Source organism: Pigmentiphaga soli (genome assembly GCF_039541095.1).
Lineage (GTDB): Bacteria > Pseudomonadota > Gammaproteobacteria > Burkholderiales > Burkholderiaceae_B > Pigmentiphaga > Pigmentiphaga soli.
Genome location: NZ_BAABFO010000046.1, coordinates 1 through 11,339 on the forward strand (window position 1 = coordinate 1; position 11,339 = coordinate 11,339).

General features: G+C 71.9%; 10 protein-coding genes and 1 pseudogene. 2 read left to right on the forward strand and 9 right to left on the reverse strand.

What is annotated here, in order from left to right:
• Window positions 1–41: 41 nt before the first annotated feature.
• Window positions 42–761 (forward strand): annotated as a pseudogene (locus tag ABD927_RS24290) (helix-turn-helix domain-containing protein); the annotation flags it as partial.
• A 31-nt stretch (window positions 762–792) separates the two neighbouring features.
• Window positions 793–1,431, forward strand: coding sequence for a Vgb family protein (locus tag ABD927_RS24295; RefSeq protein WP_345252480.1), 639 nt, complete (start codon window positions 793–795; stop codon window positions 1,429–1,431).
• Here ABD927_RS24295 and ABD927_RS24300 read toward each other — a convergent pair.
• The 9 genes from ABD927_RS24300 to ABD927_RS24340 all read right to left on the reverse strand — a co-directional run.
• On the reverse strand, window positions 1,428–2,075 hold the full coding sequence (locus ABD927_RS24300) for a DUF2242 domain-containing protein (protein WP_345252481.1): 648 nt from the start codon (window positions 2,073–2,075) through the stop codon (window positions 1,428–1,430). The two genes, ABD927_RS24295 and ABD927_RS24300, sit on opposite strands and share 4 nt — an antisense overlap.
• 23 nt (window positions 2,076–2,098) lie before the next feature.
• Window positions 2,099–4,411 carry a hybrid sensor histidine kinase/response regulator gene (locus ABD927_RS24305; RefSeq protein WP_345252482.1) on the reverse strand — a complete coding sequence of 771 codons (2,313 nt, stop codon included), beginning with the start codon at window positions 4,409–4,411 and terminating at the stop codon, window positions 2,099–2,101.
• Between the two features lie 195 nt (window positions 4,412–4,606).
• Window positions 4,607–6,964, reverse strand: a complete 2,358-nt coding sequence (locus ABD927_RS24310) for a xanthine dehydrogenase family protein molybdopterin-binding subunit (protein ID WP_345252483.1) — start codon at window positions 6,962–6,964, stop codon at window positions 4,607–4,609.
• A complete protein-coding gene (locus tag ABD927_RS24315; protein ID WP_345252484.1) occupies window positions 6,961–7,455 on the reverse strand; it encodes a (2Fe-2S)-binding protein in 495 nt (164 codons plus the stop codon). Before ABD927_RS24315 ends, ABD927_RS24310 begins: the two co-directional genes overlap by 4 nt.
• Before the next feature lie 8 nt (window positions 7,456–7,463).
• The gene (locus ABD927_RS24320) at window positions 7,464–8,339 is read right to left on the reverse strand and encodes an FAD binding domain-containing protein (protein ID WP_345252485.1); all 876 of its coding nucleotides are present in this window, start codon (window positions 8,337–8,339) and stop codon (window positions 7,464–7,466) included.
• Window positions 8,336–9,166 carry a phytanoyl-CoA dioxygenase family protein gene (locus ABD927_RS24325; RefSeq protein WP_345252486.1) on the reverse strand — a complete coding sequence of 277 codons (831 nt, stop codon included), beginning with the start codon at window positions 9,164–9,166 and terminating at the stop codon, window positions 8,336–8,338. Before ABD927_RS24325 ends, ABD927_RS24320 begins: the two co-directional genes overlap by 4 nt.
• Window positions 9,167–9,201: 35 nt before the next feature.
• Window positions 9,202–9,699, reverse strand: a complete 498-nt coding sequence (locus tag ABD927_RS24330) for an aromatic-ring-hydroxylating dioxygenase subunit beta (protein WP_345252487.1) — start codon at window positions 9,697–9,699, stop codon at window positions 9,202–9,204.
• The gene (locus ABD927_RS24335) at window positions 9,692–11,017 is read right to left on the reverse strand and encodes an aromatic ring-hydroxylating oxygenase subunit alpha (protein WP_345252488.1); all 1,326 of its coding nucleotides are present in this window, start codon (window positions 11,015–11,017) and stop codon (window positions 9,692–9,694) included. Before ABD927_RS24335 ends, ABD927_RS24330 begins: the two co-directional genes overlap by 8 nt.
• Window positions 11,018–11,033: 16 nt before the next feature.
• Window positions 11,034–11,339: TOBE domain-containing protein (locus ABD927_RS24340; protein WP_345252489.1), on the reverse strand; the 306-nt coding region annotated here is incomplete at its 5' end.

Below are 11,339 nucleotides of genomic sequence, written 5' to 3' on the forward strand. Positions count from 1 at the left end.
TGAGGTACTTGTCTTCCTAAGACCGCTTGGCCTCCGACTTGGCGCTGGCGCGGGCCGTGCCCGCCGCGCGGCGCGCCGGCATCCGGGCGGATGTGGCCGAGGTCGAACAGGCGGCCCGCACGCTGGACGCGCCGGCCGCGCGCCTGCTCGCGCGCGCCGGTGAACGGCTGTTGCGGCTGGATGAGGTCGAAGCGCTGTTCGATTCCGGCACGCTGGTCGTCGATGCCTGCCGCTACGCCGTGCGGCGCGCCGGCACCGTGGTCCCGCTCGCCAGGCGTCCTGTCCTGTTCGCCTTGGCGCGTGCCCTGGGCGAGGCCTGGCCCGCCGACGCGCCGAGGAATGCGCTGATCGCGCGCGCCTTCCGCATCAGGATGGCCGACGACACCCATCGCGCGCGGCTGCGGGTCGAGATCGGCCGGCTGCGCAAGGCGCTCGAACCGCTGGCCGGGATCGACGCCACGCCGGGCGGCTTCGCGCTGCAGCCGCGGCAACGGTGCGGGGTTGCCGTGCTGGCGCAGCCCGTGGAAGACCGCCACGCCTGCGTGCTGGCCTTGCTGGCCGACGGCCAGCCGTGGTCGACTTCGGCCCTGGCGCTGGCCATGGGCGCCAGCCAGCGCACCGTGCAGCGCGCGCTGGAGAGCCTGGCGGCGGCAGGCAAGGCGCGCGCCTTCGGCAGCGGCCGCGCGCGCCGCTGGGTCACGCCGCCCGTGCCGGGATTCGCGACGACCTTGTTACTCCCCGTTCCGATAGCGGACGACTAGCATGCAGACATGCATCGCACAGGGAGCAGACATGAAACGGGCAGCAGCTGAGATCATTCGCGAGTACGGTCCTTTCGAGGACGTCGATGGAGTGCATGGCGTCACCTACGACGGCAGCCAGGTGTGGTTCGCCGGCGGCCACCGGCTGGTCGCCTTCGATCCGGACAGCGGCGCGCCGCGGCGCTCGATCGCCGTCGCCGCCAACGCGGGCACGGCCTTCGACGGGCGCTACATCTTCCAGATCGACGGTTCGCGCATCCGGAAGATCGATCCGCAGACCGGCAGCGTGATTGCCGTGATCCCGGCGCCGGGGGACGGCGTGTCGGGCATGGCGTGGGCCGAGGGCACGCTGTGGGTGGCGCGGTACCGGGAGCGGAAGATCTACCAGATCGACGCCGGCACCGGCGAGGTGCTCCGCACCGTCGAGTCCGATCGCTTCGTGACCGGCGTGACCTGGACCGACGGCGAACTGTGGCACGGCACCTGGGAGAACGACGCGAGCGAATTGCGGCGCATCGACCCGCACACCGGCGAGGTCTCGATGATCCTCGAGATGCCCGCCGGCATCGGGGTGTCTGGCCTGGAGGCGGCGGGCCGCGACCGCTTCTACTGCGGCGGCGGCAAGAGCGGCAAGGTCAGGGCCGTTCGCCGGCCGGCTGGCCCGGCCTAGCGCGCGGAGGGCGGGGCGGCGGGGAGGGCGGGCGCTGCCGGCGGAGCCGCCTGCGGCCCGGCGCCGGCCTCCGCGGTCGGCTGTACGACGCTGCCCGCGCTGGCCTGCACATACTGTTCGACCAGCCCGAAGAAGCGTTCGTAGAAACTGCCCTGCGTGATGGTTTCGCTGGCCACCTTGACCATCGAGTCGTCGCTGTTGCCGAACGGCATCGAGACCGAGCCCAGCACGCCCACGCCCACGCTGGCCGAGTTGGCGTTCTTCTTCAGCGCGAAGCGGTCCTGCAGGGCATTGGCGAATACGGTGGCCCGCCCGTTGCCGGCGTCGGCGGTGCACACCACGTGGAAATCGATCTCGATGTGCTGGTCGTTGTCGGGCTGGAAGCTCTTCCGGGCGTTCACCTTGTCGGCGGCGGCCTCGTAGACCACGTAGCCCTGGCTGAGCAGGGCGCGCCGCGCCGCTTCGCAGGCCGCGGTGTTGGCGGCGTCGAACGGCCGCGAATACGTGCCGCCGCCCTCGAAGGCCTCATGATCGTAGATGGGCCGCTGCGGGTGGGCGCAGCCGGCCAGGAACAGCGCCGTTGCGGCCGATGCCGCCAGGGCGCCGGTCAATGAAGAATGGAACGAAGTACTGCGGTATCGCATGACCCATATTCCTCCTGGCGTGGTCAGCCTGGATGCGCGTGCGCGTTCTCCTTGCCGGCGGCCAGCACCGCTTCCACGTCGGGGATGCTCACCGGTTTGGTCATATGGACGTCGAAGCCGGCCGCGCGTGCCCGTTCGCGGTCGCTCTCCTGGCCCCAGCCCGTCACCGCCACCAGCAGCAAGCCCTGGCCGCCGGGCAGCGAGCGGATGCGCCTGGCCAGTTCATAGCCGTCGGCCTCGGGCAGGCCGATGTCGACCAGCAAGGCCTCGGGCGCGAAGGCCGGCAGCATCTCGAGCGCCTGCATCGCGTCGTGCACCACCGAGACCGTGTGGCCGCCCAGTTCGAGCGCCAGGCGCAGGCTGATCGCCGCATCGACGTTGTCGTCGACCACCAGCACGCGCCGGGGCGTTGCCGCCGCGCCGGGCGCGTCGGCCGCATCGCCCTGCCCGGCGTCGGCGGCGCGCGCGAGCGGCAGCCGGATCTCGAACTCGCTGCCGAGGCCGAGGCCTTCGCTGGCGACCGATAGCGAGCCGCCATGCAGTTCGATCAGCCGGCGCGACAGGGCCAGCCCGATCCCGAGCCCGCCCACCCCGCGCCGCGCCCGGTGTTCGGGCAGGCGCGAGAACATCTCGAACACATCGGCCAGGCGCTCGGCCGGGATGCCGAAGCCGCGGTCGCGCACGCGCAGCACGGCCATGCCGCCCTCGACGCCCGAACGCAGCAGGATGGCGCCGCCGGGATCCATGTACTTGGCCGCGTTGTTGAGCAGGTTGGCCACGACCTGCGTCAGCCGCTCGGCATCGCCGTCCAGCGGCAGCGCCGGCGCCTCGTGCCGCACCGTCAGTTCGTGGCCGCGCTCGTCGATCCATGGCCGCGCCAGTTCGATGGCGGCTTCGATCGCGTTGCGCAGGTCGAGCGGCGCGCGCCGCAGTTCCATCTGCCCGCGGGTGATGCGGGCCAGGTCCATCAGGTCGTCGACCAGCCGCGTCAGGTGCACCAGCTGCCGGCGGATCATCGACTGGATGGCGTCGACCCGCTCGGGCGAATGGCCGCCCCGCTGCAGCAGCTCGACGCCCATGCTGAGCGGCGCCAGGGGATTGCGCAGTTCGTGGCCCAGCACCGCCAGGAACTCGTCCTTGCGTCGGTCGGCCTCGCGCAGCGCCGCCTGGGTGTTGGCGCGTTCGATCAGGTCGGCGGTTTCGCGCGCCAGCACGTCGAAGATGCGCAGTTCGCTGGAAGTGGGCGCATGCGGTTCGCGCCAGTGCGTGGAGACCACGCCGATCAGCTTGCCGTTGCGCGCGATGAGGGGCGTCGATTGCACCGACCGGATGCCCGAGCGCTTGTACTCTTCCATATCGCCGGTCCCGGCCAGCGCCGCATGCCGCGCGGTGTCGGCGATGATGAACCGCTGCCGGGCGCGCAGCGTCTCGCCGCAGGAAGACACGGAATCCAGGTGCACGGTCTGCCAGTAGGCGGCCGATTGCTGGTGGAAGCCGCGCCAGGCCAGCAACTGCAATTCGCCGTTGCCGTCCAGCATCTGCAGGCTGGCGAACTGTGAATGCATGATCGCCATCGCCGCGTCGAGAATCTTTTCGTAGAAGGCACCGATGTCGTCTTCCAGGATCAGGCCGCTGCTCAGTGTCTGCAGCAGCTGCGAGCCGGCAAGCTCTCGGTTCAGCGCCTCGCAGCTCTGTTTCTGCTGCTGTATGACGTGACAGGCCACCGACGCGAACTCGCCCAGGCTGGTCAGCAGGCGCAGGTCTTCGCGGTCGAACATGCGGCTTGCGTCGTGGGCCACGACCCACAGGGTGCCGACCACCCGGTCCTCGACCTTGAAGGGTACCAGCAGCGCTTCCGCCACCGCCGGCATGCCCGCTGGCGAGGGAGTGAAGAGGCGTTCCGGATTGCAGAGGAGGACGGGCGCGCAGCGCGCCTGCGTCATGCCGCGCGAGTCGCTTTCGTATGGCACCGTGCCGCCGAGGAAGCCAGACCATCGCCCGGCCGCGCCGAGCCAGCGAAAGACGCCAGGCTTCTGCGGCTCTTCCGCGATGCTGACGCCGGCCGAGTGCGCCCGGCACAGGCGCAGGGCGGTTTCCGCCAGTTCTTGCAGGACCGCTCCGGTGGGATGCTTCAGCGCCCGCATCAGGCCGACCAGGGCGCGGCTTTCGCCGAGGTGGTCGGGCGGGCGCCAGCCGCGCTGGCTCAGTTCGTCCGCGGCAGCGGCCCGCCGGCGGATACCGCCGGTAACATCAAATCCGGGCGGTGGCGGGACGTCCTGCGGGACGGCGGGGCTCGCGGGCTGGCGGGCGGGGGCCGGCGCGGCGGCGGTTCCCATCTGTGCCGGGGCCGCCGACGCCGCTCCCATACGGCCGGGCGCGAGCCCGACAATGGCCGATTCACTGCAACCGCGACGCTGCCCCAATTCGGACTCCCCGATTCACCGGACCGGGACAGTCTACGGGCGCCGCCGGGGCCGCCACGCTTTTTATTGCAATAAATTTTCGCAACGCCGGGCCGGGACCGGGGCTCATCAGGCGCCGTTCCGGGTCCCGTCCGCGCCGGCTTGCCGGATCAATTCCAGCAGCCGCGCGGGCGATATCGGCAGTTCTTCCACCTTCGCGCCCACGTCCGCCAGCGCATCCTCGATCGCCGCCGCGATCGCCGCGCCTACCGGCAGCACGCTGCATTCGCCGGCGCCTTTCACGCCCAGCGGGTTCAGCGGCGACGGCGTCTCGTGCAGCAGCACGTCGATCGGCGGCACGTCGGTGGCGGTGGGCAGCAGGTAGTCGGCGAAGGTGGTGGTCAGCGGCTGCCCCTGGCCGTCGTAGCGCATGTGCTCCAGCAGCGCATTGCCGATGCCGTGCGCCACCGAGCCGTGGATCTGCCCTTCGACCAGGCGCGGATTGACCAGCCGTCCGCTGTCCTGCAGGGCCAGGTAGCGCAGCACCCGCACCATGCCGGTTTCGTCGTCGACCTCCACCTCGCACACGTGGAAGGCGTTGGCGTAGGCCAGCCGGTCGATACGGAAGTGGAAGGTCGCCTCCAGCCCGGCTTCGACGCCTTCCGGGAACGCGTAGCCCGGCAGCCCGCGCAGGCGTTGCGCGATGTCGGCCAGGCTCAGCGCCGGGCCTTCGCCGCCTTCCGCGTACACGTGGCCGCCTTGCAGCGCGAGCGTGCCGGCGGGCTGGCCGAGGATGCCGGCGGCCACGCGCAGCGCCTTGTCGCGCACCGCCCGCGCCGCCAGGTGCACGGAGGAGCCCGCCGTCACCGTCTGCCGGCTGGCGAAGCCGCCCATGCCCAGGCTGACGTGGGCGGTATCGCCGCAGCTGACGTCGATGCGGCCCAGGTCCAGCCCGAGCGCGTCGGCGCAGATCTGCGCCAGCGCGGTGGCCAGGCCCTGGCCCATCGCCAGCGCGCCGGTGAAGACTTGCACGCGGCCGTCCCAGGCGACGCGCACGGTGCCCGATTCGAACGGCCCGCGGCCCGTGCCCTTGAGCGCGGCGGCATAGCCGATGCCGAGCCGCCGGCCCTGTTCGCGCGCCGCTGCCTGGCGCGCGCGGAAGCCGGGCAGGTCGGCCGCCTGCAGCGCCCGCGCGTGGCAGGCCGCGTAGTCGCCGCTGTCGTAGATGACGGGCGCGCCGGCGCGGGTGGCCATCGGCGTGGTGTAAGGCATGGCGGCGGCCGGCACGTAGTTGCGCAGCCTCACTTCGCCGCGGTCGATGCCGACGCGCTCGGCAATGCGGTCGAGCAGCCGCTCCATCGCGAAGCAGCCCTGCGGATAGCCGGCGCCGCGGATCGGAATGACCGCGACCTTGTTGGTGCGCGCCACCGCCACGTCGAGCCGGTAGGCCGGCAGCACGTAGGGGCCGGGAAAGGAGGTGGCGGCGTTGAACGGCACGTTGATCGCGTGCGGCGCGTAGGCGCCCTGGTCGTGCACCAGTTGCCCGCGCACGGCCAGCAGCCGGCCTTGCGCGTCGATGGCGGCTTCCAGCGTCCAGTATTGTTCGCGTTCCTGGATCGCGGCCAGGAAATGCTCGCGCCGGTCTTCGATCCATTTCACCGGCCGCCGCAGGCGGTGGGCGGCGGCGGCCACCGCCACGTCTTCGGGGTAGACCAGGTACTTGGCGCCGAAGGCGCCGCCCACCTGCGGCGCGATCACCCGCACGCCGGTCTCGGGCAGGCCCAGCATCATGCACAGGGTATGCGCCAGTTCGTGCGACATCTGGGTCGAGGCCCAGACGGTGAGCGTGCCGGTAGCGGCGTCGGGATTGGCCAGGATGCCGCGCGTCTCCATCGGATGGGCCTGGCCGCGGTGCTGGCGCAGCGACAGGCGCACCACGTCGTGCGCGCCGGCGAAGGCGGCGTCGCAGTCGCCGTAGCCGACGTCGAAGCGCTTGAACAGATGGATAGGTTCGGCGGTGCAGGGCAGCGGCGCGCCGGGCTCGAGCGCGGCGCGGCTGTCGATGAGCGCGGGCAGTTCCTCGTAGTCGATCTCGACCAGGGCGGCCGCGTCTTCGGCGATGTGGCGGGTCTGCGCCACCACCAGCGCCAGCGCCTCGCCCACGTGGCAGGTCTCGCCGGCCGCCAGCACGTAGGGCATGGCCGCTTCGGGCACCTGGCCGGCGGGGAAGGCCAGCGGCAGGCGCGGCCGGGCCAGCAGCGGCGCCAGCGCGGCGGCGTCGAAGCACGCGACCACGCCGGGCAGCGCCGCGGCGGCCGAGAAATCGATGCGGCCCATGCGCGCGTGGGCGAAGGGGCTGCGGACGAAGGCGGCGTGCAGCGCGCCCGGCATGGGCACATCGTCGACGAAGCGGGCCTCGCCGCGCAGCAGCGCCAGGTCTTCGATGCGGCGGGCGCGGCTGCCGATGACGCGCTGGTCTTCCTTCATGCGCGGCGCCTGCGCATTTCCTGCGCGGCGTCGAGCGCCGCGGCGACGATGTTGTGGTAGCCGGTGCAGCGGCACAGGTGGCCCGACAGCACCTCGCGCACTTCGGCCTCGGTCGGGTCGGGGCAGTGGCGCAGCAGCTCCAGCAGCGAGATCAGGATGCCCGGCGTACAGAAGCCGCATTGCAGGCCGTGGCGGTCGCGGAAGGCCTCCTGCAGCGGGTGCAGCGCGTCGCCGTCGGCCAGGCCTTCGACGGTGACGATGTCGGCGCCGTCGGCCTGCGGCGCCAGCGTCAGGCAGGAACGGGCCGAGACGCCGTCGATCATCACGGTGCAGGCGCCGCAGACGCCGTGTTCGCAGCCGACGTGGGTGCCTTTCAGGCCGAGGCGGTCGCGCAGCAGGTCGGCCAGCGACAGCCGGTGTTCGGCCTCGCAGCGCCGGGCCTGGCCGTTGACGACCAGTTCGATGGTGGCAAGGGGAGGGGTGTGGTCCATGGCGGCGTTCATTGCCGGGCGGCCTTGGCCGCGCGGCCGACGGCGTCGGCCAGCGCGCGGCGCGCCATCGTTTCGGCCAGCTGGCGCCGGTACCAGGCGGGCGTGGCGTCGTCGTCGAGCACGACGACGTCTTGCGGCAGGACGGCGGCGCGGCGCAGCAGGGCGTCGCCGGGCGCCTGGCCGATCAGCATCGCCTCGGCCGTGGCGTGGCGCAGCGGGGTGTCGGCCACGCCGCCCAGCGCCAGCGCGGCGCGTTCGATGCGGCCGGCGCCGTCCAGCGTGACCAGCGCGGCGGCCGAGGCCATGGCCCAGTCGCCGTGGCGGCGCGCGAACTCATGGAAGCCGAAGCCGTGGCCGGCGGGCCAGGGCGAAAAGCGCACCTCGGTCAGCATTTCGTCGGGCTCCAGCGCGGTGGTCATGGTGCCGAGCGCGAACGCGGCCATCGTCAGCACGCGTTCGCCACGCGGGCTGCGCGCCACCAACTGGGCGTCGTGGACGCAGGCCATCAGCGCCAGTTCGGCCGACGGGTCCAGGTGGCAAAGGCTGCCGCCCAGCGTGCCGCGGTTGCGCGTCTGGCGGTGGCCCACGTGCAGGATGGCGGCGGCCAGCAGCGGCAGCCGGGCCGCCACCAGCGGCGAGAATTCGATCGTGCGCTGGCGCGTGGCGGCGCCGATGGCGATGCGTCCGCCGCGTTCCTCGACGTGGTCGAGCTCGGCGATGCGGCTGATGTCGATCAGATGTTCGGGCATCGCCAGCCGCAGGTTGAGCATGGGCACCAGCGACTGGCCGCCCGCCAGGATGCGGGCGTCGCCGGCGCCGGCCAGCAGCGCCAGCGCCTCGTCGACGCTGCGCGCGCGGTGATAGGTGAATGGCGCCGGCTTCATCGGGCGGCGTAGTCCAGCGGGTTGTAGGGCTTGTCGAGGAAGGCCTTGGGCCCGCCGCCGCCGCGCCGGCCGGCTTCCAGCACGGCGCCGTCGGACACCTTGGACAGCGGCGTGTACTGCGGGTGATGGTGCTCGATGACCGGGTCGTTGGCGCGCGCGTTGTAGCAGGAGATCAGCACCCAGCGGCGCCTGGGCGAGTCGTTGCGGGCCGAGGTGTGCAGCGTGTTCGAATGGAAGAACACGACGTCGCCGGGCGCCATCACGCAGGGCACGGTTTCCAGGTGCCGCTCCAGGTGGGCGACACGCGCCGGGTCGGCCGATACCTGCTTGCCCGATTGCAGGTGGTCGATGCGGCCGGCGCGGTGCGAGCCCTTCAATATCTGCAGGCAGCCGTTCTCCGGCGTGCAGGGGTCGAGCGCCAGCAGGCAGGTGGCCATCATGTCGGGAAACAGGCAGCCGTTGTGGTACCAGTAGCCGTAGTCCTGGTGCCATTCCCAGGCGCCGCCCTCGTAGGGCTCCTTGGCGTTGAGCTTGGAGTTGTAGTGGTAGACCTCGCCGCCCACCAGCGCCTCCATCGAATCGACGATGCGCTCGCAGCGCGAGAACATGCCGAACACGTCGTCGCCGGGGTGTGACCAGACGGTCATCCGGGTCTTGCTGCCGGTGCCGTCGCTGCGGTCGTAGGCGGCCTTCTGCATGGCGTCGTCGGTCTCGGCGGTGCGCAGCAGGAGGCCGACTTCCTCCTCGCTGAACATGCCGCGCGCGATCACGAAGCCGTCGCGGCGGTAGTCGGCGATCTGTTGCGGCGTCAGGGCCAGTGGTGACATGGATTTCCTCGGCTCGGTGGCGTTCGCGTTCACATTCACAGGTAGACGGCCATGGCGGTGAAGGAGCGGATGCAGTCGACCAGCACCACTTTCTTCAGCGCGATCTTCAGCGCCGCGCCGTCGCGCAGCAGGCGGTACTGGTAGCGGCCGGCGTACCAGCGCGGCTCGGTGTGGCGGTATTCGGCCATGACGAAGGCGGCGTGGGCGATCCAGGCGCCGCCGGGCGCCGGTTCCGGCTCCAGCTCGATGTTGGACACCAGATGGGTGGTGTGCGAGGGCGGCGCCTGCACGTGGGCGTCGGGGTGCGCCAGGCGGTCGATGCGCGCTTGCATGGTCTTGCGCGTGTCGTAGAAGATCGACACCGCCTCGTCGGGGCTGGCCTGGTCGTGCCGGGTCGGCACCCAGTAGGCGCCGTCCTCGGCGAACAGCTCGCGCCACTCGGCGAAGCGGCGTTCGTCCAGCAGGCGCGCCTCGCGGTATACGAAGCGCTGGATTTCGGCCAGGTCGGGCGCCGGCCCGCCGCGTTCAGTCATGGTCGGCTCCTTCGAGCATGTAGTTCAGCCAGCTCTGGTACTGCAGGCGCGACACGAATTCCGAGGTGCCCAGGCCGCGCCAGCCGCCTTCGCGCCAGGGCTGCTCGCTGCCCATGTGGCCGCCGAACATGACCCAGTCGTTGCCGCCGGCCGACAAGCCGCGCTGGATGCGTTCGAACACCTCGACGTCGTCGGTCTGGATCATCGACGCCGCCGAATGGGTGGCGGCGATCGAGCGGATGGCCTGGCGGTTCATCTCGTCGGGCGCGCCGTCGAGCCAGACCGGGTAGATCAGGATCTCGGTGCGGTCGACCGCCACCGGGCGCACGATGCGCAGGTGCTGGCCGAAAGCCTGGAAGGTCATGCTGGGGTAGATGACGCTGTTGAAGCGGTCGTAGTTGAGGATCTCGGCGGTGCGGGCCGCGCCGTGGCGGGCTTCCAGGCGCCGCACGTATTCCTCGTGCACCGGGCCCGAGGGCAGGGTCTCGACCGGCGGGCGGCCCTGGTAGCCGTGGCCGTTCGGGAAGCCCACCACGCCGAAGCTTTCCCAGTCGATCGAGCGGCGCGAGTCTTCCAGCAGGCGCGGGCCGCCGCCGTGGCGCGAGAACTGGCGGCCGTCGCGGTCCAGCGTGGAGGAGTGCGTGAAGCTGGCATGGTGCAGGTCCACGCCGTTGTCGATCTGGGTCTTCCAGTTGGCGCGGATGGTGTACTTGCTGGCGCCTCCGCGCAAGGAAATGGCGCCGTCGGGCGCGCGGTCGACCAGGTCGTCGATGCTGTGGCGGATGCCGCCCAGGTAGTCGGCCAGCGAGGGCCCTTCGGCCGCCAGGCTGGCGAACACGAAGCCGCGGTAGCTGTCGACGCGCGGCACGGCGCGCATCGACCATTGCGGGTCGGCGGCGTCGACGCCGGGATAGCTGCGGCGCTGGGGCATCGCGGCCAGCGCGCCGTCGGCGCGGTAGGCCCAGCCGTGGTAGGCGCAGCGGAACAACCGCGCGTTGCCGCTTTCCGCGGTGGCCACTTCCAGCCCGCGGTGCGCGCAGCGGTTGTGGATCAGATGCAGCTTGCCGGCGTCGTCGCGGGTCAGCAGCACCGGGTCCAGGCCGATCCGGGTGGCCACGTAGTCGCCCGGGTCCGGTACCTGCGATTCGTGGCCCACGTAGACCCAGGCCGCGCCGAACACGCGCCGCATTTCCAGTTCGAACAGCTCGGGGTCCACGTACAGGGCGCGGTGGACCCGGTCGGGCCGCACCAGCGAGCGCAGCTTTTCGCGGTCCCACGCGGGGCGCGGCAGCTGCGGCGCGTCGTTGCTGAGGGGCATGTCGGATTTCCTCGGGTCAGGCGGCGACGGCGGCGTCGCCGGTCTCGGGTTCGAAGGCGATGGCCTGGGCCGGGTCCCAGCACACCTGGACCGGGTCGCCGGGCTGGCGCGCGGCCTCGCCGCGGCATTCGACGGTCACCCGGCAGCCGCCGCCCAGGTCCACCAGCAGGTTGACGGCGTTGCCGACGAAGCTGCGGTCGGCCACGCGGCCGCGCAGCGCGTTGCGGGCGTCGGGCGTGGCGTCGGCCGGGCGCAGCGCCAGGTGCTCGGGCCGCACCGCCAGGGTGACGTCGCCGCCGGCCGCCGGGCGCGGCGCGCCGGC

Coding starts and splice junctions, on each gene's coding strand:
- ABD927_RS24320 (WP_345252485.1), bottom strand. CDS start 8,339: ATGAAGCCGGCGCCATTCACCTATCACCGCGCGCGCAGCGTCGACGAG.
- ABD927_RS24300 (WP_345252481.1), bottom strand. CDS start 2,075: ATGCGATACCGCAGTACTTCGTTCCATTCTTCATTGACCGGCGCCCTG.
- ABD927_RS24335 (WP_345252488.1), bottom strand. CDS start 11,017: ATGCCCCTCAGCAACGACGCGCCGCAGCTGCCGCGCCCCGCGTGGGAC.
- ABD927_RS24315 (WP_345252484.1), bottom strand. CDS start 7,455: ATGGACCACACCCCTCCCCTTGCCACCATCGAACTGGTCGTCAACGGC.
- ABD927_RS24295 (WP_345252480.1), top strand. CDS start 793: ATGAAACGGGCAGCAGCTGAGATCATTCGCGAGTACGGTCCTTTCGAG.
- ABD927_RS24305 (WP_345252482.1), bottom strand. CDS start 4,411: ATGGGAACCGCCGCCGCGCCGGCCCCCGCCCGCCAGCCCGCGAGCCCC.
- ABD927_RS24310 (WP_345252483.1), bottom strand. CDS start 6,964: ATGAAGGAAGACCAGCGCGTCATCGGCAGCCGCGCCCGCCGCATCGAA.
- ABD927_RS24330 (WP_345252487.1), bottom strand. CDS start 9,699: ATGACTGAACGCGGCGGGCCGGCGCCCGACCTGGCCGAAATCCAGCGC.
- ABD927_RS24325 (WP_345252486.1), bottom strand. CDS start 9,166: ATGTCACCACTGGCCCTGACGCCGCAACAGATCGCCGACTACCGCCGC.